The 23688-nt window shown below is 35.1% G+C and carries 23 protein-coding genes and 1 pseudogene; 11 read left to right on the top strand and 13 right to left on the bottom strand.

Going from position 1 to position 23688, the window contains the following annotated elements; genetic code table 11:
* Position 1: 1 nt before the first annotated feature.
* Both EA652_RS07220 and EA652_RS07225 read left to right on the top strand, forming a co-directional pair.
* Complete coding sequence (locus EA652_RS07220; protein ID WP_007548517.1) at positions 2-262, top strand: IS110 family transposase; 261 nt, start codon at positions 2-4, stop codon at positions 260-262.
* Positions 213-596: a hypothetical protein gene (locus tag EA652_RS07225; RefSeq protein ID WP_227738574.1), complete on the top strand. Its 384-nt coding sequence runs from the start codon at positions 213-215 to the stop codon at positions 594-596. The genes EA652_RS07220 and EA652_RS07225 overlap by 50 nt, the downstream gene beginning before the upstream one ends.
* 174 nt (positions 597-770) lie before the next feature.
* On the opposite strand, the gene EA652_RS06705 is transcribed toward EA652_RS07225, so the two are convergent.
* From EA652_RS06705 to EA652_RS06745, 9 genes are all read right to left on the bottom strand, one after another.
* A complete protein-coding gene (locus EA652_RS06705; protein WP_006280157.1) occupies positions 771-1751 on the bottom strand; it encodes an SGNH/GDSL hydrolase family protein in 981 nt (326 codons plus the stop codon).
* A 140-nt stretch (positions 1752-1891) separates the two neighbouring features.
* Entirely contained in the window at positions 1892-3844 is a 1953-nt protein-coding gene (rpoD, locus tag EA652_RS06710) for an RNA polymerase sigma factor RpoD (protein ID WP_012673419.1), read from the bottom strand.
* A gap of 138 nt (positions 3845-3982) precedes the next feature.
* Positions 3983-4294, bottom strand: a complete 312-nt coding sequence (locus EA652_RS06715) for a cation:proton antiporter subunit C (RefSeq protein WP_006279706.1) — start codon at positions 4292-4294, stop codon at positions 3983-3985.
* The gene (locus tag EA652_RS06720; protein WP_006279705.1) at positions 4291-4710 is read right to left on the bottom strand and encodes a Na(+)/H(+) antiporter subunit B; all 420 of its coding nucleotides are present in this window, start codon (positions 4708-4710) and stop codon (positions 4291-4293) included. Before EA652_RS06720 ends, EA652_RS06715 begins: the two co-directional genes overlap by 4 nt.
* On the bottom strand, positions 4703-5230 hold the full coding sequence (locus EA652_RS06725; RefSeq protein ID WP_006280630.1) for a DUF4040 domain-containing protein: 528 nt from the start codon (positions 5228-5230) through the stop codon (positions 4703-4705). The genes EA652_RS06720 and EA652_RS06725 overlap by 8 nt, the downstream gene beginning before the upstream one ends.
* Position 5231: 1 nt before the next feature.
* Complete coding sequence (gene mnhG, locus EA652_RS06730; RefSeq protein WP_006279703.1) at positions 5232-5519, bottom strand: monovalent cation/H(+) antiporter subunit G; 288 nt, start codon at positions 5517-5519, stop codon at positions 5232-5234.
* A gap of 6 nt (positions 5520-5525) precedes the next feature.
* The gene (locus tag EA652_RS06735) at positions 5526-5771 is read right to left on the bottom strand and encodes a monovalent cation/H+ antiporter complex subunit F (protein ID WP_007548527.1); all 246 of its coding nucleotides are present in this window, start codon (positions 5769-5771) and stop codon (positions 5526-5528) included.
* Between the two features lie 28 nt (positions 5772-5799).
* A complete protein-coding gene (gene rpoZ / locus EA652_RS06740; RefSeq protein ID WP_007548528.1) occupies positions 5800-6207 on the bottom strand; it encodes a DNA-directed RNA polymerase subunit omega in 408 nt (135 codons plus the stop codon).
* A gap of 60 nt (positions 6208-6267) precedes the next feature.
* Positions 6268-6564 carry a helix-turn-helix domain-containing protein gene (locus EA652_RS06745; protein ID WP_012673420.1) on the bottom strand — a complete coding sequence of 99 codons (297 nt, stop codon included), beginning with the start codon at positions 6562-6564 and terminating at the stop codon, positions 6268-6270.
* Positions 6565-7000: 436 nt separating this feature from the next.
* Between EA652_RS06745 and purE the strand changes: the two genes are divergently transcribed.
* The 4 genes from purE to EA652_RS06770 all read left to right on the top strand — a co-directional run bounded on the left by purE (position 7001) and on the right by EA652_RS06770 (position 13869).
* On the top strand, positions 7001-7492 hold the full coding sequence (gene purE, locus EA652_RS06750) for a 5-(carboxyamino)imidazole ribonucleotide mutase (protein WP_006280351.1): 492 nt from the start codon (positions 7001-7003) through the stop codon (positions 7490-7492).
* A gap of 7 nt (positions 7493-7499) precedes the next feature.
* Positions 7500-9317: a DNA mismatch repair endonuclease MutL gene (gene mutL, locus EA652_RS06755; RefSeq protein ID WP_007548532.1), complete on the top strand. Its 1818-nt coding sequence runs from the start codon at positions 7500-7502 to the stop codon at positions 9315-9317.
* An 872-nt stretch (positions 9318-10189) separates the two neighbouring features.
* Positions 10190-12835 carry a 2-oxoglutarate dehydrogenase E1 component gene (locus EA652_RS06765; RefSeq protein ID WP_012673421.1) on the top strand — a complete coding sequence of 882 codons (2646 nt, stop codon included), beginning with the start codon at positions 10190-10192 and terminating at the stop codon, positions 12833-12835.
* A gap of 245 nt (positions 12836-13080) precedes the next feature.
* A complete protein-coding gene (locus tag EA652_RS06770; RefSeq protein ID WP_007548537.1) occupies positions 13081-13869 on the top strand; it encodes a GTPase Era family protein in 789 nt (262 codons plus the stop codon).
* Between the two features lie 123 nt (positions 13870-13992).
* On the opposite strand, the gene EA652_RS06775 is transcribed toward EA652_RS06770, so the two are convergent.
* Together EA652_RS06775 and EA652_RS06780 are read right to left on the bottom strand one after the other, a co-directional pair.
* Positions 13993-14589: a TIGR02217 family protein gene (locus EA652_RS06775; protein ID WP_007548538.1), complete on the bottom strand. Its 597-nt coding sequence runs from the start codon at positions 14587-14589 to the stop codon at positions 13993-13995.
* Positions 14590-14780: 191 nt separating this feature from the next.
* On the bottom strand, positions 14781-15539 hold the full coding sequence (locus EA652_RS06780) for a DsbA family protein (RefSeq protein ID WP_012673422.1): 759 nt from the start codon (positions 15537-15539) through the stop codon (positions 14781-14783).
* 331 nt (positions 15540-15870) lie between these two features.
* Between EA652_RS06780 and EA652_RS07015 the strand changes: the two genes are divergently transcribed.
* From EA652_RS07015 to EA652_RS06800, 5 genes and pseudogenes are all read left to right on the top strand, one after another.
* Positions 15871-16023, top strand: coding sequence for a hypothetical protein (locus EA652_RS07015; protein WP_007548541.1), 153 nt, complete (start codon positions 15871-15873; stop codon positions 16021-16023).
* Positions 16024-16033: 10 nt separating this feature from the next.
* On the top strand, positions 16034-17113 hold the full coding sequence (locus EA652_RS06785; protein WP_012673423.1) for a Fic family protein: 1080 nt from the start codon (positions 16034-16036) through the stop codon (positions 17111-17113).
* 95 nt (positions 17114-17208) lie between these two features.
* The gene (locus tag EA652_RS06790) at positions 17209-18687 is read left to right on the top strand and encodes a UbiD family decarboxylase (RefSeq protein ID WP_012673424.1); all 1479 of its coding nucleotides are present in this window, start codon (positions 17209-17211) and stop codon (positions 18685-18687) included.
* Between the two features lie 666 nt (positions 18688-19353).
* Positions 19354-20640 (top strand): annotated as a pseudogene (locus EA652_RS06795) (IS66-like element ISWen3 family transposase); the annotation flags it as partial.
* Positions 20641-20694: 54 nt separating this feature from the next.
* The gene (locus tag EA652_RS06800; protein ID WP_007548562.1) at positions 20695-22077 is read left to right on the top strand and encodes an IS66-like element ISWen3 family transposase; all 1383 of its coding nucleotides are present in this window, start codon (positions 20695-20697) and stop codon (positions 22075-22077) included.
* 342 nt (positions 22078-22419) lie between these two features.
* On the opposite strand, the gene ubiA is transcribed toward EA652_RS06800, so the two are convergent.
* Positions 22420-23277 carry a 4-hydroxybenzoate octaprenyltransferase gene (ubiA, locus tag EA652_RS06805; RefSeq protein WP_012673425.1) on the bottom strand — a complete coding sequence of 286 codons (858 nt, stop codon included), beginning with the start codon at positions 23275-23277 and terminating at the stop codon, positions 22420-22422.
* A 3-nt stretch (positions 23278-23280) separates the two neighbouring features.
* A complete protein-coding gene (locus tag EA652_RS06810; RefSeq protein ID WP_006279769.1) occupies positions 23281-23679 on the bottom strand; it encodes a ribosome-binding factor A in 399 nt (132 codons plus the stop codon).
* Between the last annotated feature and the right edge of the window lie 9 nt (positions 23680-23688).

Below are 23688 nucleotides of genomic sequence, written 5' to 3' on the forward strand. Positions count from 1 at the left end.
TATGAATTCATCAAACATTATTGCTGGCATTGATGTTAGCAAAAGTAAATTAGATCTCCACATTCACCCACTTGAGCATTATAAAATATTTGAAAACAATGTACAATCCATTGATGAAATGCTGGACTTTTTACGTTTGCATAATGTAACCAAAATTGGTCTTGAGGCAACTGGTGGATACGAAAAATTATGTGCCTATACTTTACTAAGCAATGGTTTTAAAGTGTACGTCATTCAACCAAGGTGGGAGAGACTATGCTAAAAGCCTTGGTATTACTACAAAAACTGATAAAATAGACTGCAGTATCATCTCACGTTATATTAATAATACAGATATGCGTGTTACTCCTTTAACAGTTAGTAATGGCAATATTGATTGCTTGAAACAAAAATTATCTCGTAGAAACCAACTTGTAGAAATAGCAAAAATACAAAAAACCCAAATCCAACAGGTAACTGATACATCTATAATCAAACAAATAGAGGAACTTCTTGCAATTTTACGTAATCAAATTAAAACTTTAGAAGATGAAATGATTACATTTATCGATCAAAACCAAGAGCTTAAAAGAAAATATATATCAATAACTATATAGTAGCGGGATGACGGTTTTTCAAATTATCGGTAAATCTAAGTCAGTTTAGCTATAGGCAGCAATTTTCTGTATTTATTTTAAATTGAAGAAAGCTCAAATGAAAGATCGTGTTTTGCTAAAAATCACAGAATGCAGTCTGGTTACTATTTAAAAGGATATGTTCAAAAAACTGTGTCAAATCAACTCATACACTTCATTACCAACTTCATGATGAAGTTCCGCAGTTGGATGGAAATAATCAAAAAAGAAATAATCCTTTAGTGTTTCTTTGCTACACCCAGGGTTATAGTGAACGTCAAGTTCCCCTTTAAATATCAACTTTAAGAGTATTTTTATATTTTCTTTAAATCTCCCAACTTGGTCTGCAATGTTCGATGTGCATGCATCTTGACAATTTAAACCTTTGCTCTTGTATTCGCTAAACATACTTCTCATTTTAGAGTTAAGATCAAATGCTTTTATTTCAAGATTTGTACTTTTCTTCATATAATCTAAGCCTTTAGCCAGTTTTGCATTGAAACTCTCCGTGAGCTTTGTAGCTAGTTCCCTTGCTTCTTCATCTCTATTAAAAGCTGGTATTGAGCCAACTTCAGGTGCATTTGCAACAACTACATGCTTAACACCATGTTCATTTAGAACCTTAAGTGCATTACATATTTCACTCACTGCTTGTTCCAACACTTCTTCCGCTTTAGTATCGTCATAAGCAGTGGCAACCATAACATCATTTCCGCCGATTATGATGCAAAATAAATCTTCTTTACCTATATCTGGATGATGTTTAATTACCGCATCTAGCTGGTTAGCTAAACGAAATTTATTGAAGAAATAAGAAAAAATAGGGTCAAAAATTTCAGATGCTGTTGCATATGAAACTGCGTAATTCTGACCTTGCTGTTCGTGGCATCTCCCAAAAAATGAATAACTCCACCCAGGTTTAAATTCATCTAAATCTAAATATTTTGCTATATATTCAACAGCAGTAGGGCTATTGCTAAAAGATCTTCCTTGATAAAAAGGATCATCAAATTTTACGCTTTTTGCAAAGGATAAATTATTTAAAATTCCAATGATTGCGCCATTATCGGATAAGCTATCACCCAGAACATAAAAATTTCTATACTTTGAATTAGAATTGTCATTTTTGTTTGTCATAATATTTACTGTAGATTAGCATGTTGTTTCATTAGATTCATAGAAAAAGAAAAATAGCGGTGAAATTATACAACTTTGGCCTAACTTGCTCTCCACTTTTTCCGGGCAAAATCAGCTTCTTCTTAACTTGACACGTATACTTAAAAGAACCCTCTAAGTTTTCTAGCACGGCTTGGATGTTTCAACTTGCGCAGTGCTTTTGCCTCTATTTGCCTAATTCTCTCACGTGTTACATTAAAAATTTTTCCTACTTCTTCTAAGGTATGTTCCTTCCCATCTTTACCAAGGCCAAAACGCATTCTTAAAATTCTTTCTTCCTTTGGTGTTAAAGTTGCAAGAACATTGGTTGTAATGCCACGCAAGTCAGCAAGTATTGCAGCATCCTCTGGCCTGGAGACTCGCTTGTCTTCTATACAATCACCAAAGGTACTACTATCATCTTTTCCTGTTGGAGCTTCAAGACTTACTGGATCCCTTGCTATTTTCATAACTTTGCGTATTCTTTCTAGTGGCATTGTCAGTTCTACACTCAATTCCTCTAACGTCGGCTCTCTTCCCATCTCATGAGTCATCTTTCTTAATGCTCTGTTGATTTTACTGATAATTTCCACCATATGAACTGGTATTCTAACTACTTTAGACTGCTCAGGTATTGCTCTAGTGATTGATTGTCTTACCCACCAAGTGCCATAAGTTGAAAATTTATATCCACGTTTGTAATCAAACTTATCCACGGCCTTCATAAGACCAATATTGCCTTCTTGTATCAAATCAAGCAGATCAAGGCCTCTTTTTGAATACTTCTTAGCAATGGAAACTACTAGCCTTAAGTTAGCCTTAATCATTTCTTGCTTTGCTTCAGAGACTTCTCGTTCGTGTTTTTGTATTCTCTTGATTAGCTCCTTAAATTCTTGTACGTTATCTTCCTGTATATGCTGCTTAATACCGTTCAAGGTACTAGCTATATGTTCAGAGTTATCGTCTATAAACCTTAAAAATTTGTTTTTTAATTCACCTGTAAAAGAGGACTGATTTTCATTGATCTTTAAAAGACTTATCTTTTTCAATTCGTGCTTTAAAAGCACGTCATCATAAACTTTATAGAAACTTTCTCTATCGATATCGTATTTTCTAGCCTCAGCAATAAGATTAGCCTCTTCAAGCGTAATGGATCTATTTATCTTATAAAGTTCTTGTGTAATTCTGGCAACAGCAGCATCACTTAACTTAATTTGTAATGCTATAGACCATATTTGATTATACAAATTTTCTAGCTCATTAGAGAAATTTTTAGAATTTTTTCTTAATATCAACGCTTCATTTGTTAAAGTAATTATCTCATCCAATGCAACTATGACCTTTGGCAATAAGTCACTTTCCATTTCAAGAATAGAAACATTTAAATTGACTGAACTTATATCTTCATTATTACCGTCTTTCTCATCATCACTTTTTTTACTATCTTTCTCATCATCACTACAGTACTCAGCATCTTCAGAAACATCCTCAGAATCCTCAACATCTTCAGCACTTTCTTCACTCTCTTCACTTTCTTCTTTGGGTACCACATTAAAATCAGAGTTATAAATTGCATCCAGATCTATAATTTCTCTCAGTAAGAGAGCTCCATTACTTAAATCATCACGCCATACTTTTATCACCTTTAATGTTACTGATGTTTCAATTATTGCACGTAACATGTTATGCTTTTCAGATTCAATTTTTTTTGCTATCTCGATTTCATCTGCCCTTGATAAAAGCTTTACGGAGCTCATGTCTTGTAAATAAATCCTCACTGGATCATCATTTTGTACTAAAGTTGCAGTAACATTTGGCGATGTGTCATCATCATCAAGTTTACTATCATCACTGTTGGAAGGAATATCTTCTTCATCTTCGCTACTTTCAAGCACATTAATTCCGGAATCCTGCAATAAAGATATAGCATCATCTATAAAGTCAGACGAAAAATTTTCATCTGATAATTTATCATTTATATCATCAAAGGTGATAAAACCACCCTTTTTTATACTCTTAGTTACCAGATCTTTGATAATTTTTTTCTTATCTTCTGCATCATTAATAGTTGACATCATTACCTTTATAGTTTATAATTTTATTTCTTATTAACAAACAAACTTACAACGAGCAAGTCTATAATTTTACTTTTAACTTGTGGCTATTTGTTACTTCATATAGTTTAAGATACTGTTAATTTATGTACACTTGTCTTAATCGATTGTTCCATACTTTTCTTCCATTTTTACTGCTATGGATAATCCAACTGAAAATGTTGCAATTCCAACCACTATAGCAGTAAGCATTAAAACATGGGGTATAGGATTGCTATATGAATAAAAATTTGAAACCAATATAGGAGGCAAGGAACTTTTTATATATCCTAGAGATATGTAAAATAACAAAACAGATGCTTGGAAGACGCTTACCCCTATCATTTTCTTGATTAAATTTTTATCGTTTATAATAATATATAAACCTAGCACCATTAATACAATAATAATCGTATAATTATATAAAGTCATTGTTTTTTCCTACGAGCAAAATTTATATATATAATTAACATAGAGGAGCAGACAGTAAATGCTACACCTAATTCCACCAAAAAAATACCTAATTTTTGACCGGTTCTATTATTGGTTAACAAGATATCATAAGATAAAAAATTTTGGCCAAGTAAAGTTGTTGCAACGCCCGTTCCTCCATAAATTAAAATACCTAACACGTTAGTCAATCTAATCACAGAATAAGGTATTGCTTTTAGAGTTGTAGATACACCAAATAGCATTGAGTATAATATTATCCCGGAGGCAATAATTATTCCTGCTTGAAAACCTCCACCCGGAGTGTAATCACCGTGAAATTGTATGTATAAACCAAATAAAATGATAAAAGGTATCATCAAAAATGTTACTGCATTTAATATCGGATCTTTAATCATTTTCTTTTTCTTCTTTTAATATCAACGTTATACAAAGCGCAGCAGTAAAAACTACTATAGTTTCTCCAAACGTGTCATAACCACGAAAGCTTGCCAAAATAGCTGTCACTATATTAGGAATACCGGTAGCTTTTTCGGTATTTTCCACATAATAAGGAGCAACATGCAAGTGGATCGGAGCATTGTGGCTGCCAAAATCTGGCAATTGAATCATAAAATATGACAAACATACAGCCAGAAATAACATAAAAAAAAGCGTTATAGGGTTATGAGATAGATTTACTTTATGATTCTTTATCAAGGAGAGTGCTGCAAACGTAAAAACTGTACTGAGCCCCGCACCAACAGAAGCTTCAGTAATTGCAACATCAGGTGCATTCATAATTAAGTATATAAGCGCAATAAGTGAACTAAATACACACATTAGAACAGCACTTACGACTAAATGTTGCGAGAAGACTATAAAAACCGTCACTGTTAGTAACAACAAAAGTAACACTACATTTAATATTTCTAACACCTTAGCCTTCTTTAACAGTTTTTTTCTTAACTTTATAATGAGTGCGTGCTAAAATATAGCTATTAGTTGAGTTAGCTACCCATATTATAAAAATTAATAATACTATTTTAACAGTATTGATTGAAAATCCATTCTGCAAAGCAAAACCAATTAACAATAACGTTGCACCGCTAGAATCTGTAATACCTGCTGCATGTAACCTAGTATAGAAATCAGGAAATCTGATCACCCCTATATTTGAAATAATTATCAAACAAATACCTAAAAATATGAAAATGGATCCTATCATAAATTATCAAAACAACATTAATCTCATTAGTGCTATAGTTGATATAAAGCTAACGCTAGCATACAACAATGCTATATCAATTAAAAAAAAATTATTCAGAATGATTGATATTGCTGTTATAAGTACAACTACTTGCGTTGAGAAATTATTGAACGCTAAAACCTTATTGTACACATCATTTGACTTAGACACTATGCAACACAACATTACACTCATACAGAACAACAGTGTATAGATAGCAATGCAAATCATTTAAAGACTATGTGACTTCAGTAGATTTCTAAACGGATACTTCTTCATCGCCATCTTGATCATTTATTTCATCATCTATTTCACCATCCACTTCATAATCTTGGCTTTCTTGACTTGCATCAAGATCTGTGTTATCAGAAAAATTTAATAAATTCGCTAGCTTACTTGTATTACTGCTGTAAACATTATTCATATTTCCTTTCATGTATTCCTTGCATCTACCTACCAAAAGGCTAAACAGCTCATGAGTATCCACCTGTTTTCCTGCTATTTCATGTAAGGAAACTATGGTATTTTTATGACCTTTAAACTTAGCTGCTTGAATTGGATTACTTGCCCCTGTATTTAAATCATGTGTTCTTTGACTTGCCAACAGAACCAATTTGAAACGGTTACTTACCCGTTCTATACACTTTTCTACAATAGACTCAGCCATAAGATACTACCTTAATAAGTTTTATACTATATCACAAAAAACAAGTTGTCAACTTTGTATCTATTGCGATTCAACTTCATGTTTTACTTTTTCTGCCTCAGATTTTATTTCTTGGCTTTCTGTCATCGTGATTGTTATCTCATGATCAAGTTTTTTTAGAAATCCTAACAATCGCTCTAAAGAAAAACCATCTATTTTACCATTTTTAATTTGCGATACCTTTGGCTGATCAATACCAAGTTTCTCAGCTGCAAAAGCCTGAGTCCAAGCATTTTTTTCTACAATTTTATTTATTATATAAAGCAACTTTGTTTTTATTCCTGCACTGTCTAAGTTATTTAACGATATTATTTCCATAATTCTTACACTCACATATCAATTAACTTTATTAAATATTATAACATAATATTTAATATACCAAGATATTAATATCATGTAACTTGTCAATAATTATATGATATCAATATTTAAAACTTTAAGTTGATTATATATTAATATTTTTATCAAATTTCTAGTAATTTTAAATTACCATTTTACCATCAGTCTATCTGAAAAAACCATTTATAGAAAGAACAAGCTAAGATTACAAAGCTTGAAATACAAAAATAATTATTTTATAAATTTATCTTACATAAGAAGTTTATATCTCTATATCTTAATATAAATATTTATTTAAATTTTTAAAATTTCTATTTTAACGAGAATTCTATATATTATATTTATAATATAATTTAAATATTTGTTGCTTTTTAGCTGGAACATTATTTAGTTAGTAAGTAAAATTGTGTTGAATATGACAAAAATAAAAAAAGATGTTGCTGTTATTATGGGAAGTGAGTCAGATTACACCACTATGGTCCATACTGTTGATATGTTAAAAGCATTAGAAGTTTCACATGATATATTCATAATATCTGCACATAGAACACCAGAAAGGCTCTTCAATTTTGCTAAATCTGCACAAGAAGAAGGTTTTAAGGTTATTATAGCTGGTGCAGGAGGTGCAGCTCATTTACCTGGTATGGTTGCGTCACTAACTTGTTTACCAGTTATCGGCGTTCCTGTGCATAGTAAACAATTAAATGGGCTGGACAGCCTACTCTCTATAGTTCAAATGCCAAAGGGTGTTCCAGTTGCAACCATGTCTATAGGAGAAAATGGAGCATATAATGCTGCCATTACTGCCGTATCTATATTGTCAATTTCCAACAGTGAAATTGCAGGTAGGTTAAAAAAGTGGAGAGAGAAACAGACCAAAGAAGTAAAAGAAAAACCAGTTTCATAATAAATCTATGGCAATAATTCTTTTAGACACAAAAACCATAAACCGTATAGCAGCGGGGGAGGTGATAGAAAGGCCAGCAAGTGTAGTAAAGGAATTAGTGGAAAATGCAATAGATGCTGGAAGTTTAGAAATAGAGATTAAAATAGAAAGTGGTGGGCGTAACCTTATTATTGTGACAGATGATGGTAACGGAGTAGAAAAAAACGATTTAGAACTTGCGTTTATGCGCCATGCTACTTCAAAATTGAGCGATAGTGAGTTGATAGAAATCAAGCATCTTGGCTTTAGAGGAGAAGCTCTGCCTTCAATTGCAGCAGTAAGTAGGATAAAATTATCGTCTAAGGCAAGAGAAGCAAGTGAAGCATGGTCTATAAGTTATGAGGGTGGAGAGAAAATAGGGGAGCAAACTCCTTACTCTTTATCGCAAGGGACACATATTGAAGTACGAGATTTATTTTTTGCCACTCCAAATAGACTAAAATTTCTAAAAACCGAAAGAGCAGAAACTCAAAGCATTGTTGATATTGTAAACAACCTAGCAATGATTAACTATCATATAGGGTTTACTCTCACTTCAGGTAATAAAAAGCTCTTAAAATACGCTAAGCAGACTTCGTTATTTCATAGATTGTGTGAAGTAGAAGAAGAATTTCAGGGCAGTTCTCTGGAGATTAATGAAGAAGAAGACGGCATTAAACTTACGGGACACATCTGTAAGCCGACCGTCAATCGTGGTAAGTCCACTCAGATCTATACGTTTGTTAATGGAAGGCCAATCAAAGATAATCTACTTATTGGCGCAGTTAGGTATGCATATCATGATTTTATTCCAAGCGATAGGTATCCTTTCGCAGCGTTACATTTAGAGATACCTTATGATCAAGTAGATGTAAATGTGCATCCAAATAAGTCAGAAGTAAGGTTTCAGAATAAGAAGCTCATATATGAGATAATGACAAGAGGATTAATTAAAGCATTGTCAAGAAGGATAGGCACCTTTCCAGCGCATGACCAGAAAATGGATTCAACATTGCCAGATCCTTTTGATAAACCTGATGTTCAAAATGAAAGAAGGCCAAGTCCTTTTGAAAATCAACTAATAAAAGAATTTGCTTCTCCAAATGAAAAAGCAAAAGGCTTATCAGAACAGTCAAAATCGTTTGATTATACCGGCATACAGAAATTCCCAGCACAAGCGGAGGCTATGGTTCTAGAAAAAAAGGTGTTAGAGCAAGTTGATTTGATAGAGAGCCACCCGCTCGGGTTTGCACGCTGTCAGGTCTATAATACTTATATTATTGCAGAGGTAAGAGACAAATTGATTATAGTCGATCAGCATGCAGCCCACGAGAGATTAGTATATGAATGCCTAAAACAAAAATCAAGTATAAAAAGACAAAAACTACTTCTTCCTGAAACGGTTGAAATCAAAAATCAAGCCGGAATGGAGATGATTGAAATCTATAAAGATAAGTTATTTGAAATGGGTTTTGATATTGAAATCAAATCAGAGAATAAAGTGATAGTAAAAGAAATCCCTGCAATTTTGGGAGCAATAGATGTGAAAGAGATGCTAATTAACATAATTGATAGATTAACGGAAATAGAAGATACATTGCCAGTAGAAGATAAAGTGAACAAAATATTGGCCACTATCGCTTGTCATGGATCAATTAGAGCGGGTAGAAAAATGAGGTTAGATGAAATGAATGAGCTGCTGAGACAAATGGAAAAAACACCATATTCCGGGCAATGCAACCACGGAAGACCAACTTATATAGAAATGAAACTCAGTGATATTGAAAAACTTTTTGAGCGTAGGTAATGAGGTTGCCATAAATATGTAACCTCGTCATCCAAGTAGCTCATAGAAACGGATTAAACGAAAAAACTTCCTTGACAAACTCCGTCAGCCCCCTTATCATGAAAGTGAAGCTATTTATTTATCTTCTCTGTACAGATTAAATGACAAAAAAACTCACGTATCTGGCGTCTCATGTTTAATTTTTTGCACTATGTGCACCTTATGTCTTTATAAAACTTCTACCTACATAAGCTGAAACGCGCTTATAAAGCGTTTAAAACATAAAAAAACGCCAACTTAAAAATGGATAGTGAATAACTAGCTACCCTAGGGTTTCTTTTGCCTTTTTTTCTGTTTAGTAAATTTCTTAAACATTTATGACTAAAGGTTAGTTGCATTAAAAAGCAGCTAAATCGCGGTTATTAAGCGTTTAGAATAAAAAAACGCCATACTTGAAAGTATAATGTAAGTAATTAGCCAACCACGGGGCTTCTTTTGCCTTTTTTTTCGCTTAGTAAATTTCTTAATGTTTATAGCTAAACGACAACCGTCATCCCGCTACGTGTTAGCGGGATCTCTTGTTAGCGCCGCGGCGGTATGACGTCTCGCTTGCAACCTATAGCTTTGTCATTCCAGTGCTCCTTTTTTTGTCATCCCAGTGCCTTGACTATTTGGATCCAGAAAACTTAGCTTCGAGTCAAGTAGGCTGCAAATAAAAACTGGATTCCAGCGTCACGCGCTGGAATGACACCCTGACAATCGTCATCCCGCTACGTGTTAGCGGGATCTATGTTAAGAGATACCGCGGCGGTATGACGTATAGAAACTAAAAAAGTTCTTTTTTAAAAAACTTAAGTTATACTTATAAGTATTTGATACTTTTTATAGTGATTATGTCGAGTTTAAGCTGCCTTTATGGTGATAATGCAGAATTTGTAGAAGAGATGTATAGCCGTTATCTGCAGGGCGATAAATCAATCGGGGAAGATTGGAACAGAATTTTTTCAAGTAATTTAGAAGTTAATAAAGCGGAGACCTGCGGTGCACAACATGTAACTAAGGTGGATGATTCAGTAGCAAATTTTTTCAGATCTTACGGTCATTTTTTTGCGGATCTTAATCCGTTATCACCCAATGTGAATAAGGAAGTAGATTATCAGAAATATTCGAATCTATATCCGGCAAGTGACGCTGGAATCTATAGAGATATTTACTGCAAGAACATCGGTTTTGAATTTATGCATATCTCCTCTTATGAGGAGAGGATGTGGCTGCAGGAAAAGATCGAAAATCAAACCTATACGCTGAGTTCACAAGATAAAAAGGAAATACTGAGGCACTTGATCGAATCTGAGATGTTCGAGCAATTTCTCCATATGAAATTTCCTGGATATAAGCGTTTTTCTATAGAAGGTGGAGAATCAGCTATCGTTGCAATTGAAAAAATCATTAGTGATTCTACGGTTTTTGGTATTGAAGAAATAGTCCTTGGCATGGCTCATCGCGGACGACTCAATGTTCTAACCAAAGTTATGGGCAAAGAATATGCAGCAATGCTGTCTGAATTTCAAGGCAATCTTGCATACCCAAGTGGTCTTGAGGTGTCTGGTGATGTTAAATATCACCTTGGTTACTCTTCTGATCGAGCACTTTCAGGTGGCAAAAAAATACATTTAAGTTTATGCCCTAATCCATCTCACCTTGAAGCGGTAAATCCGGTTTTGGCTGGAAGAATAAGAGCAAAACAGAATATAAGATCTGTGCTTGGCATATCAATTCATGGTGATGCGGCTTTCATCGGTCAAGGAGTGGTTGCTGAAACTTTAACCTTGAGCAATATTGAAGGCTATAGGGTGGATGGCATCGTGCACATTGTCATTAATAACCAAGTTGGTTTTACTGCAAGCCCAAGCTGCGCACGATCCTCTTTTTATTGCACTGACATAGCAAAATCAATAGAAGCTCCAGTGTTTCACGTTAATGGAGATAACCCTGAAGCTGTGAGTTTTGTTGCGAATTTGGCGATGGAATATAGGCAGAAATTTAAAAAGGACGTAGTAATTGACATAATGTGCTACCGCAAATATGGCCATAATGAAGGTGATGAACCGAATTTCACTCAGCCACTTATGTATAAGGCGATATCAAAGCATAAAACTCCTGGAACATTGTATGAAGAAAAATTGACTGCAGAGAAAGTATTAGATGACGATGAAGTAAATAAATTGCGCAGTGAATTCAGGGCAAAATTAGATAAAAGTCTTGCTGAATCAGCGGCTTACACTCCAAAAAAAGCTGACTGGTTCGGTGGAGTGTGGTCAAAATTAAGAAGAGCAAAGTTGAACGATTTGAGCGAATACTACACGGATTCTGGTGTTCCGCCAGATGAGCTGAAAAAATTAGGTGTGCATATAAATAGCAATATCCCAAGTAACTTTAACATTAACAATAAGGTTAGAAAAATACTCGATGGCAGAATAGACAGTATAAATTCCGGTAGTAATATAGACTGGGCAACTGCCGAAAGTCTTGCGTTTGCATCACTGCTTACAGAAGGAATAGGAGTGCGTTTATCAGGACAAGACTCTGGTCGTGGGACTTTCTCGCACCGTCATTCAAGGCTTGTTGATCAGGTAACAGAAGAAGCGTTTATTCCGCTAAACAATATAAATGAAAAGCAAGCTCACTTTGAGGTCATAGATAGCGCACTATCTGAGTATGCTGTAATGGGCTTTGAATATGGATATAGCCTTGATTCCCCGTATTCACTGGTGCTCTGGGAAGGACAATTTGGTGATTTTGCAAATGGTGCACAAATTATGATCGACCAGTTTATCGCATCTGCAGAAACAAAGTGGTTGCGATCAAGCGGTCTAGTTTTATTGCTGCCTCATGGTTATGAAGGACAGGGACCTGAGCATAGCTCCGCACGTATAGAGAGATTTTTGCAACTCTGCGCAGAGGATAATATGCAGGTAGTTAATTGTTCCACTCCGGCGAATTACTTCCATGTCTTACGCAGACAAATGCATAGAGACTTTCGTAAGCCTTTGGTAGTGTTTACACCTAAATCGCTACTGCGTCATAAAAGAGCAGTTTCTAACCTATCCGATTTTGAAGGAAAATTCCTCACGGTGATTCCAGAATGTAGAAAAGGTTTAGTTTCAAGTGATAAAGTACGAAAAGTTGTAATATGCAGCGGTAAAGTTTATTACGATATAATTGAAATGCTTGAAACACAAAAAATAAACGATATAGCAGTGATACGTTTAGAACAATTCTATCCGTTTCCTGCAGATAAACTAAGTAATGAACTTGAAAAGTACAAAAACGCTGAAATTATATGGTGTCAAGAAGAACCAAAAAATATGGGAGGATGGTTTTTTGTCAATCCATTGATAGAGGAAGTGTTATCCAATCTCAATATTCAAGCAAAAAGACCTAAGTGTATCGCAAGACCTGCTGCTGCATCTCCTGCATGTGGTTATGCTAGTGTCCATGCTCAGCAACAAGAGGAGATTTTAAGACAGATCGCTTAGTATTTACAGTTATTGAAGCAGAAGTGGTGCTATAAAAGTAGCTGACACTTGAATCCGGTTGCATTACGCGCTGCGGCCAGGCGCAATAGAAAACGCATTACACCAATAAAGCCCTTTTGGTACTCAAGCAAATATAAAAGATTTTTATTCTATTAAAAAAAATTTAATTTTTATTAAAATTTTCATTTATTTTTATTTAAAAAGTAAACATTATTAATATTTACTTTAATTAATATAGGATATATATGAATACAAAAATATTTGAGATGTTAATAAGGAGAACTGGTCTACGCAGAGATAGCAAAGCTGAGATCATACAGTTAAATAGAAATGAAAAAGCTTTTGTAGATGAGGATAAAGAATCTATCGAATTAGCTGAGGCCATTTTTGAAGAGAATAATATGTTTCATTTCCGCAAACCAGGTCCTGCTATGGATTACATTTTGCACAAATTAATAAATGATAGGAAGCTTTTCGAGGAAATGAAAGATAGAGGTACAAGTATAATACGTCTTTTTTCTTTGTTATCAATGTATCATGGTCGTCTCAATTGCTGTGTTATAAGAAAAGGAGGGTGTATTACTGAGTGTGGCATACTTGATTACGCTGGCACCTATCCAGAACTAGTGCCTTTAGAGGACTTTATACTTATTGAGCCTTGCTCGTACCTCGAGTACACTGTGCTTGATAATGATAACATCAGAAATAGGTTAGCTAGAGACTTGACTGAAGACAAAACAAAATTAGATATCTTTTTGAATGGAATTTTAGCAACAAAGAATTCGGATTTAGTATTATCTTGTATTAACAAGATAGAGGTTCTTAATGAGGAAGATAGATACTTTGTTAATCGTTTACAGAAAAACAACATGCTAGACTACATCTTAAACAAAGATGATACAACACTTGCAAAATCAACTCTAAAGGAATTGTTGAAGCTTTCTATTTTGCAGGAAGGAGAAAGCACTAAGCTAGAATCTCCCCAAGCTTCAAGTGTAAATGTTAGCAAAGCTCAGCAACATTGTAGTATATAGCTGGTGATAAAGTTTAAAATAATTGCATATACTGAGGCTCATTTAGGTATAGAGCCTCAGTGGTGCTTAATTTTTTCAATTTATGGTAGCCCTACTATGATGTAGATCTATGCTCGCTTATAACTAAAATTTTACCTCTATTAGTGGAATGTTATTCCAGCTATTGCTTCCATAGTCATCAATCGAAGCGTTTAAGTAATCTGTATCAAAGCGTACGGGCACATCAAATTCAAAGCTCGCAGTGATTATCACATCTTTTACTGGCGGTTTCATGAATGTTATTTCTCCCGTTGAATAATTTACTGAATATTCACTCTCTTCTTTACCATTTAAATAAATCTTTACTGTCCCATGTACTGGCTTTTTGATCATACGTATATGCTTATCTTCCCCACTTACATAAGTTTTGATTAGCTGAAAAGTCGTTTTTTTGTTATCTCCTATACCAATCTCTTGATTAATGGCTATAAAATCCGACCAATCCTTAAAACGAAACCCTATTGCTTTACCTTTTCGTGCATGAAAAAATGTTATTAGTTCTAGTAGCTGCTCGTTTGATCTGACCCCGTAAGCTATGTTGTATCTAGTGCGTGCATGAGACCAATTGATGTTGCGCTGTTCACAACCGTTATGAGTTGTTACAACGTCAGTGGAAAATTCCGGTCCTCCAGCGGAACCATAAGATATATTTTCTGGAAATCTAATTTCTGTGAATGACATATACCCTCCTGTGAAAGTAAAATAGTTTGGTTGAAGAAAATGTTGTAATTTGAAAGCGTTTCACATAGTAAATGACGCTATGGAAAGTGGATGAGACTACTGAGTTAAACTGCTGTCACACCCACAGTTACTATACTCAGGTTCATTTGAGTTGTCAAGCAAAAAAAATAAAATTTTATGGCAAACTGTAACTAGCCTTGCTTGTGACTTAATTCATCTACTTTTTTGCGTAATACATTCAAATCAGTTGCTCCTACAAACAGGCTATCTCCAATTATTAAAAAAGGTGTACCACCTACTCCCAAATCTCTTACTAGAAGCCTACTGTTGTTTATCATTTGCTCAATTTTGTCCGCGTTATCTTTTATGGAATCATTAAAATCGTCCTCATCAATCCCTATGTTTTTCACTATATCCAATATGCTTTCGTCTGAAAATTCTCCTTTGTGACTTAAAGCAGCATGGTGAAAATCGAAATATTTTTCTTTATCGAGAAAATAGACAGCTAAAGCACTTTTTGCTGCCTTTAAAGAAGCGTTACTAAGTATTGGAGCATCTCTAAAGATATACTTAATTTTACCGTCGTTAATTAACTGCTTTATATCATTCTTCATAGCTTTGCAATATCCACAAGAATAGTCAAGGAAGCCTGCAACTATAACACTACTATTTTCATTTCCGGAGTAAGGATAAGTAAGGTCAAATATTTCATCCTTGTATTGTGAAATTTTACTTTTGGTTACATTATCTCGAGCAGCGTAACTACTTTTAATCGACTCCTCTTTGAGAGTTTTTACGATCTTATCAAAATTTCTACTGATATAATCATCTAATCTCGTACTTATTTGGTCATCGGTTAGGGTTTGACCGCGGTGTGAAAGCCAATTGTTTATTACTGGTAAACTTGCTACTGCCAGTATAAGAATCAATAAAAACGATATTCTAGACATATACTTATTAAAGAACCTACAATATAAAACTTTTAGTACACATTTATCTATATATTAAAAGAAGCATCTAATGTTAATATATAAAAACATTTATATCAAGTGTATTTTATAGTCAGTTTTGCCTCGAATACAAACTTTACGTACAATGATTAGGTATATTGTCACAAAGTTCATCAGAAGACTTGATAATGTAGGTGACCAAACTACCTCCAGAATAGCCAATTGTGAGATGCTCTATCTTTTACCGCCACGCTGTAAATACGGCGGTAAAACAAAGTTGATAATTTTATTCCGCTGTGTATAATTTCAACAAACTCCGCGGAATAAACATATGAGTGAACCAATAATTGGCAGAGAAAAAGAAATAGCTATTCTACAAGACAAACTTCTTTCTCAATCAGCCGAATTTATTGCTGTTTATGGTCGGCGTCGTGTAAATGTTGTATTATCTGCATTTTATCAGCATAATATAGAAGTAATGTAATGCAGATATTATGCCGATGCCAAATTATACGATTACTTCTAAAATTGCTAATTGCCTTATGAGGATTGAAGCAGCAAAAGAAAAAGTGTTACATTTGCCACTCACTGTATCGATGCTCTCGTCCCTTCGTGAAACTGCACGGCTTTATACCACACACTATTCTACTATGATTGAAGGAAATCGACTTGAACCTAAACAGATTGAAGAGGTTTTAAGTGGTAAAAGCCACTTTCCAAAATATAGGAGAGATGAAAATGAGGTTAAAGGATATTATGCAGCTTTAACTCAAGTTGAACAATGGGCAGCAAGGGAAGTGCCTATTACTGAGAAAGCTATTCAAACACTGCATGCTCTAGTAATGGCAAGTGGAAAATCTAAAATAAAATCAACACCTTATCGTGATGGTCAAAATGTTATCCGCGATAGTCTTACACGTGCAATAATTTATATGCCACCTGAAGCAAAGGATGTACCAAAGCTCATGAGCAGTATGATTGATTGGATTCGTAACAGTGAGCAAGTGCCTTGCCCAATTATTGCAGGTATTGCGCATTATCAATTTGTAACAATTCACCATTACTATGACGGTAATGGTCGTACTGCAAGATTGTTGACTACATTAATTTTACACCTTGGTGGGTATGACCTAAAAGGACTTTATTCATTGGAAGAATATTATGCTAAGAATCTAGGAGCGTATTATGAAGCAATCAGTATAGGTCCATCGCACAACTATTACATGGGACGAGCTGAAGCAGATATTACTAAGTGGGTGGAGTATTTCGTAGAAGGTATGGCAAATTCATTTGAGAACGTTTTACAACGTATAAATAAAGAAGAATACCACGCTGATCAGACTGATCTTATACGTAAGCTTGATCCTAAACAGCGTAGGGCTCTTGAGCTCTTCCAGGAGTTTTCCGCTATTACAGCTAGTCAGGTTGGCGAACTATTTAATTTTAAGCCTCGTACCAGTGCGCAACTTTGTAAAAAGTGGGTGGAAATGGGGTTTATCAAGATTGTAGATTTTTCCAATAGAGGAAGGAAATACAAACTTAGTAAGCAATATGAAGATTTGATCTCAAATTAACTGAAAGCTCGCTAGGCAGGAAAGTAGTGCATAGGTCAAATTTCAATAAAGTGCTTGAAAACTAAATGTAAACTTAAAATTTTAAAAACTGGAATATGTACAACAACTTACGTGACTTCATCAAAGCCTTAGAAGAAAAAAAAGATCTGATTAGGATTAAGGAGGAAGTTTCAATAGTTCTTGAAATGACAGAAATTCACCGTAGGGTTTTGTCAAACAAAGGGCCAGCTATCATCTTTGAAAATGTTGTCACAGAAAACGGCAAAAATTCGATTCCAGTTTTAGTGAATTTATTCGGTACTATTGAAAGAATTGCCTTGGGACTGAACATAAATCCTGGTGAGCTAAGAGATCTTGGTAAACTTTTAGCATTTTTGCAATCACCTGAGCCGCCAAAAAACTTTAAAGATGCTATGAAGATGTTTCCTCTGCTAAAAGTCGTGTTATCGATGCGAAGTAAAGTCGTGAGCAAAGCTCCATGTCAAGAGGTAGTGCTAACCGGAGATGAAGTGGACCTAAGTCTACTGCCCATTCAAATATGCTGGCCAAATGAACCTGCACCACTTATCACCTGGCCGATTGTGGTGACAAAAGGACCTACGAAAGACAAACAAGATAATTTCAATCTTGGAATATATCGTATGCAGGTCATAGATAAAAAAACAACTCTAATGCGTTGGCTTGCGCATCGTGGAGGAGCAGGTCACCATAAACGATGGAAAGAGAAGGAACAAAATATGAAATTTCCTGCTGCTGCTGTGATCGGTAGTGATCCTGCAACGATTATTGCTGCAGTAACTCCAGTGCCAGAAACATTGTCAGAATACCAATTTGCTGGACTGCTGCGAAAGAAGCCGCTTGAGCTGGTAAATTGTAAGACTATTCCACTTCAAGTACCAGCTCACGCGGAAATCGTTCTGGAAGGCTATGTGAGTTTGGATAGATATCAAGACGAAGGGCCATACGGAGATCACACCGGCTACTATAATTCTGTTGAGCAATTTCCTGAATTTAATATTACTGCAATTACTATGCGTAAAAACCCGATATATCTTAGCACTTTCACTGGCAAGCCACCTGATGAACCATCGATTCTTGGTGAAGCACTCAATGAAATTTTTGTGCCCATTCTTATCAATCAATTTCCAGAGATAGTGGACTTTTATCTGCCACCGGAAGGTTGCTCATATAGAATAGCGGTAGTGTCGATAAAAAAATCCTATCCAGGGCAGGCAAAAAGAATTGTTATGGGCATACTTTCCTTTCTAAAGCAATTTTTATACACGAAGTTTATTATCGTTGTTGATGATGATATAAATATACGTGATTGGAAGGAAGTGATGTGGGCAATGTCAACAAGGATGGACCCTGTGCGTGATACAATCATGATAGAAAATGCACCTATTGATTATTTAGACTTTGCTTCCCCTGAAAGTGGACTTGGAGGTAAGATGGGATTTGATGCGACAAATAAAATCCCGCCTGAAACCAAACGAGAGTGGGGAAAGAAAATTGAGATGAGTGAGGAAATAGTAAGGAAAGTCGCGGAGAAGTGGGAGGAATATATGGACTAGACTTCTTGCATAAAAGCAGAAAAAAGTTTGGCGTTTTTTATAATGCCGCATTAACTGATAATTGTGCGTCACAGTGCCCTTTTTTTGTCATCCTATAGCTATACCGCCGCGGTATCTCTTAGCCGCTAACAAGTAGTGGGATGACGAGCTTATCGTCATCCTGCCGCGAACCGTCATACCGCCGCGGTATCTCATCAGCTAACAAGCAGCGGGATACTTAGGGATGACGGTTGTTGTTTAGCTGTAAATATTAAGAAATTTACCAAATGAAAAAAAAGGCAAAAGAAGCCCTGGGGTTATTATCCGCTTTAAAATATTGGCGTTTTTTATGTTTTAAACGCTTGACAAGCGAGATTCAGCCGCTTTTAATTGCAACTAACTTACGCTGCAAATGTTTAAGAAATTTACTAAGCAGAAAAAAAGACAAAGAATCCCCGAGTTAGCTAGTCTTTTACTATCTCTGTCGAGTATTGGCATTTTTTGATGTCTTGTAACGCTTTATAAGCGCGTTCAGCTTATTTAGATAAAAATCTAGATGTAGATGAAGTTTTGTAAAGACATACAGTATCTATATACTGCAAAAAATTGGTATCCGTTCAGCGGAGTGGCAGAATAAGGTAGACAAGGTGATCTAAAAAGATAATCATAGAGCAAAAGTGAAATAATATGGTAAACCTTTTAGAACTTTGCAAAAATTTACAGCAAAAAATAGAAAGGTTAGAAGCAAAAATAGAAAGATTGGAAAAAGAGAATGAAAGTTTAAAAGCAGAAAATAAGGCTTTAAAGATAGAAAATGCTGAGTTAAGAGAAAGACTCGGTTTAAGCTCAAAAAATTCATCAATACCAAGTTCCAAAGAGTTGTATAAAATAAAAAAGAATAAGCCGAAAAGCGAAAGGAATATTGGCGGTCAGGTTGGTCATAAAGGAAGTTTTCGCGCCAACATGGATGCAGATAAAGTAGTAAAGATAGAGTTGCCTAATACTTGCGAATGCGGAGGAGAAATTGCAATATGTGAAAAACCATATATTCATCAGAAAGTTGATCTTCCAGAAATCAAGCCTTATGTAGTGGAATATCAGTTAGAACATGGCCGTTGTCGGAGATGCGGAAAGAGAAGAAGTAGCAAGTTACCGGAAGGTGTTACGCCAGATACATTTGGTCCAAGGGTTAAGTCAATAATTGCAGCGTTCAGCGGATTCTACAAAAATTCAAAACGCGAAATAGCGAGTGTCGTAAATGATATCTTCAATTTGAACATAAGCGTCGGTAGCATATCAAATAGTGAACATAGAGTTGCTTCAAAATGCAAAAAAATGTATGAGCAGATCGAACAAGAGATAAGTAGGAGTAAAGTTCTACATATTGATGAAACGAGCCATTATAACAAAGGTAAACTCGCTTGGTGTTGGATGTTTGCAAGCAATACGGCAAGTTTTGTAAAATTTACAGAGTCAAGAGGAATGAAAGTTTTACAAAATAGTAAATTCTGCAATCGCAATAGCTTGGTAATAACTGACAGGTATGCAGCATACAATTATTTTGCCGATAAAAACAGGCAAATCTGTTGGGCACATTTATCAAGAGATTTTGAAAGATTAGCACATAGTTGGAATATTGAAGTTAAAGTTCTGGGTTGTTACTTGAGAAACGTGGCCACTGAATTATTTGCACTAAAAAAAGCTTTACTAAAAAGTGAGATAGATGTTTTGAGGTTTGTCAGACGTGCCAGAAAATTAAGAAAACGTACAAAGTATTACTTGAAGGAGATATCTCGTTTACCTGAAGCAATTGGAGCCTCTCGAGTTGCAAAAAATGTTCTGAGATCTGAAAGAATGATGTGGAAATTTTTAGATGACCCAGAAAATATTCCGCTGACAAATAACCACGCTGAACGGCAAATTCGGCATTATGTCGTTTATCGCAAAAACGTATCCGTTCAGCGGAGTGGCAGAATAAGGTAGACAAGGTGATCTAAAAAGATAATCATAGAGCAAAAGTGAAATAATATGGTAAACCTTTTAGAACTTTGCAAAAATTTACAGCAAAAAATAGAAAGGTTAGAAGCAAAAATAGAAAGATTGGAAAAAGAGAATGAAAGTTTAAAAGCAGAAAATAAGGCTTTAAAGATAGAAAATGCTGAGTTAAGAGAAAGACTCGGTTTAAGCTCAAAAAATTCATCAATACCAAGTTCCAAAGAGTTGTATAAAATAAAAAAGAATAAGCCGAAAAGCGAAAGGAATATTGGCGGTCAGGTTGGTCATAAAGGAAGTTTTCGCGCCAACATGGATGCAGATAAAGTAGTAAAGATAGAGTTGCCTAATACTTGCGAATGCGGAGGAGAAATTGCAATATGTGAAAAACCATATATTCATCAGAAAGTTGATCTTCCAGAAATCAAGCCTTATGTAGTGGAATATCAGTTAGAACATGGCCGTTGTCGGAGATGCGGAAAGAGAAGAAGTAGCAAGTTACCGGAAGGTGTTACGCCAGATACATTTGGTCCAAGGGTTAAGTCAATAATTGCAGCGTTCAGCGGATTCTACAAAAATTCAAAACGCGAAATAGCGAGTGTCGTAAATGATATCTTCAATTTGAACATAAGCGTCGGTAGCATATCAAATAGTGAACATAGAGTTGCTTCAAAATGCAAAAAAATGTATGAGCAGATCGAACAAGAGATAAGTAGGAGTAAAGTTCTACATATTGATGAAACGAGCCATTATAACAAAGGTAAACTCGCTTGGTGTTGGATGTTTGCAAGCAATACGGCAAGTTTTGTAAAATTTACAGAGTCAAGAGGAATGAAAGTTTTACAAAATAGTAAATTCTGCAATCGCAATAGCTTGGTAATAACTGACAGGTATGCAGCATACAATTATTTTGCCGATAAAAACAGGCAAATCTGTTGGGCACATTTATCAAGAGATTTTGAAAGATTAGCACATAGTTGGAATATTGAAGTTAAAGTTCTGGGTTGTTACTTGAGAAACGTGGCCACTGAATTATTTGCACTAAAAAAAGCTTTACTAAAAAGTGAGATAGATGTTTTGAGGTTTGTCAGACGTGCCAGAAAATTAAGAAAACGTACAAAGTATTACTTGAAGGAGATATCTCGTTTACCTGAAGCAATTGGAGCCTCTCGAGTTGCAAAAAATGTTCTGAGATCTGAAAGAATGATGTGGAAATTTTTAGATGACCCAGAAAATATTCCGCTGACAAATAACCACGCTGAACGGCAAATTCGGCATTATGTCGTTTATCGCAAAAACTCATATTTTACACAATCAAAGCGGGGAAATACATTCCTTGAGCGGATAATTTCATTATACTTAACTTGGAAACAAAGGGGTCTCAATCCTTTCCAAAATCTCCTATCTATTGTTTCTTAAACCACTCTCCTGAACGGATACTTTTACACAATCAAAGCGGGGAAATACATTCCTTGAGCGGATAATTTCATTATACTTAACTTGGAAACAAAGGGGTCTCAATCCTTTCCAAAATCTCCTATCTATTGTTTCTTAAACCACTCTCCTGAACGGATACAAAAATTGAACATAAGACGCCGATACATTAAGTAATCCTTACCTTTTAATCTGCAGATTGGCGAAAGCAAATACAATAGCTTCACTATCATGATAAGTGGGCTGGCGGAGTTTGTCAAGCAAGTTTTTTTGTTTCTGCGGGCTACCTGAGTCTATTGATTTCATTAGAGCCGAAACTCTTGAGACCTAGGTGATAATTCTATCTAAAAGAATGCCGAAAAAGAGCAGCAACCCTACGTAGGAGTTATTTTTAAATATGGACATGCATTGACTGGGATCGTCAGGATTGAAATTTTTGCATTGGCGGTGAAATATGAACCCTACGGCAAGTAGAGCAATATAAAAAATGTTATTTAATGATGATAAAATACCAGCATATAGCCACGTCATAAGAGATATTAAATAAAATCTTTTCAACCAAGATTTTGTTGTATCACCAAAATATAATGCGGTAGATTTCATCCCGAGTTTTTCATCATCTTTTTTATCTTGATGGGCGTATATGGTGTCATAACTAAGCGTCCAAAAGACGCATCCTATATAAAACAGCAAGGATTCTATACTGATCTGGTTTGTTATTGCTGCTGAGCCCATGAGCGATCCCATATTGAAGGTAAACCCTAAGAACAATTGTGGCCACCAAACATACCGCTTTAATAAAGGGTAAGTAGCTATCATACACATTGAGATTATTCCAAGTATGAGTGTAGTTTTATTAGTTAATAATAAGATTACCAGGGCAATAGACAGTAGCAGTGAAAGTAAAGCCAAAGCCTGCTTTATGTTTAATGCACCACTTGCAAGTGGCCTATATTTTGTTCGTTCAACGTGCGCATCTATTTTTCTATCGAAGATATCATTGATTATGCACCCTGCGGGTCTCATTAAAAATGCACCTATAGTAAACAAAACAAGGAGAAAAAGAGCCTGATATGATAGAGAAGTTGAGGCTAAAAGAATACCGCTCAAACTGGGAAATAGCACAAGCCACAAACCCGTTAAACTGTGCAACCTCATTAATGAAAAGTAACGATTGAAATGCATTAATTAAGTGTGATTATGTAATATTTTGCTTACATTAACAAAATTATCGAACGCTAAGTCAGGCTTGAAAACTAGTTCAGGTATAAATCGCAAATCAACATAACACAATATAGATTTACGTATTGACCATGCAGACTGGTTCATTTCATTAACAACAGTGTTAATATCACAATTATTCTCAGAAGGATCTCCAGTGCGTCTTTTTTCTGGATCTAAGTAGTCAGCTACTTGAATATTCAATGAAGATAACACAATATATACATCTGCTTTTTTCAAATCTTTACTTAATTTTACGTCAGATACCGCTACATTTTTATTGAACACCTTACCTTCCATTAGGACTCTTGATATCGCTCTATGCAATACCGATGCTATTTTTAGGTTTCTAATTTCCTTTTTCATATCCAGCTA

The sequence above is a fragment of the Wolbachia endosymbiont of Drosophila ananassae genome (assembly GCF_008033215.1).
Taxonomy (GTDB): domain Bacteria; phylum Pseudomonadota; class Alphaproteobacteria; order Rickettsiales; family Anaplasmataceae; genus Wolbachia; species Wolbachia pipientis.

Coding starts and splice junctions, on each gene's coding strand:
- EA652_RS07220 (WP_007548517.1), top strand. CDS start 2: ATGAATTCATCAAACATTATTGCTGGCATTGATGTTAGCAAAAGTAAA.
- EA652_RS07225 (WP_227738574.1), top strand. CDS start 213: ATGGTTTTAAAGTGTACGTCATTCAACCAAGGTGGGAGAGACTATGCT.
- EA652_RS06705 (WP_006280157.1), bottom strand. CDS start 1,751: ATGACAAACAAAAATGACAATTCTAATTCAAAGTATAGAAATTTTTAT.
- rpoD (WP_012673419.1), bottom strand. CDS start 3,844: ATGTCAACTATTAATGATGCAGAAGATAAGAAAAAAATTATCAAAGAT.
- EA652_RS06715 (WP_006279706.1), bottom strand. CDS start 4,294: ATGACTTTATATAATTATACGATTATTATTGTATTAATGGTGCTAGGT.
- EA652_RS06720 (WP_006279705.1), bottom strand. CDS start 4,710: ATGATTAAAGATCCGATATTAAATGCAGTAACATTTTTGATGATACCT.
- mnhG (WP_006279703.1), bottom strand. CDS start 5,519: ATGATAGGATCCATTTTCATATTTTTAGGTATTTGTTTGATAATTATT.
- EA652_RS06735 (WP_007548527.1), bottom strand. CDS start 5,771: ATGATTTGCATTGCTATCTATACACTGTTGTTCTGTATGAGTGTAATG.
- rpoZ (WP_007548528.1), bottom strand. CDS start 6,207: ATGGCTGAGTCTATTGTAGAAAAGTGTATAGAACGGGTAAGTAACCGT.
- EA652_RS06745 (WP_012673420.1), bottom strand. CDS start 6,564: ATGGAAATAATATCGTTAAATAACTTAGACAGTGCAGGAATAAAAACA.
- purE (WP_006280351.1), top strand. CDS start 7,001: ATGACAAAAATAAAAAAAGATGTTGCTGTTATTATGGGAAGTGAGTCA.
- mutL (WP_007548532.1), top strand. CDS start 7,500: ATGGCAATAATTCTTTTAGACACAAAAACCATAAACCGTATAGCAGCG.
- EA652_RS06765 (WP_012673421.1), top strand. CDS start 10,190: ATGTCGAGTTTAAGCTGCCTTTATGGTGATAATGCAGAATTTGTAGAA.
- EA652_RS06770 (WP_007548537.1), top strand. CDS start 13,081: ATGAATACAAAAATATTTGAGATGTTAATAAGGAGAACTGGTCTACGC.
- EA652_RS06775 (WP_007548538.1), bottom strand. CDS start 14,589: ATGTCATTCACAGAAATTAGATTTCCAGAAAATATATCTTATGGTTCC.
- EA652_RS06780 (WP_012673422.1), bottom strand. CDS start 15,539: ATGTCTAGAATATCGTTTTTATTGATTCTTATACTGGCAGTAGCAAGT.
- EA652_RS07015 (WP_007548541.1), top strand. CDS start 15,871: ATGAGTGAACCAATAATTGGCAGAGAAAAAGAAATAGCTATTCTACAA.
- EA652_RS06785 (WP_012673423.1), top strand. CDS start 16,034: ATGCCGATGCCAAATTATACGATTACTTCTAAAATTGCTAATTGCCTT.
- EA652_RS06790 (WP_012673424.1), top strand. CDS start 17,209: ATGTACAACAACTTACGTGACTTCATCAAAGCCTTAGAAGAAAAAAAA.
- EA652_RS06800 (WP_007548562.1), top strand. CDS start 20,695: ATGGTAAACCTTTTAGAACTTTGCAAAAATTTACAGCAAAAAATAGAA.
- ubiA (WP_012673425.1), bottom strand. CDS start 23,277: ATGCATTTCAATCGTTACTTTTCATTAATGAGGTTGCACAGTTTAACG.
- EA652_RS06810 (WP_006279769.1), bottom strand. CDS start 23,679: ATGAAAAAGGAAATTAGAAACCTAAAAATAGCATCGGTATTGCATAGA.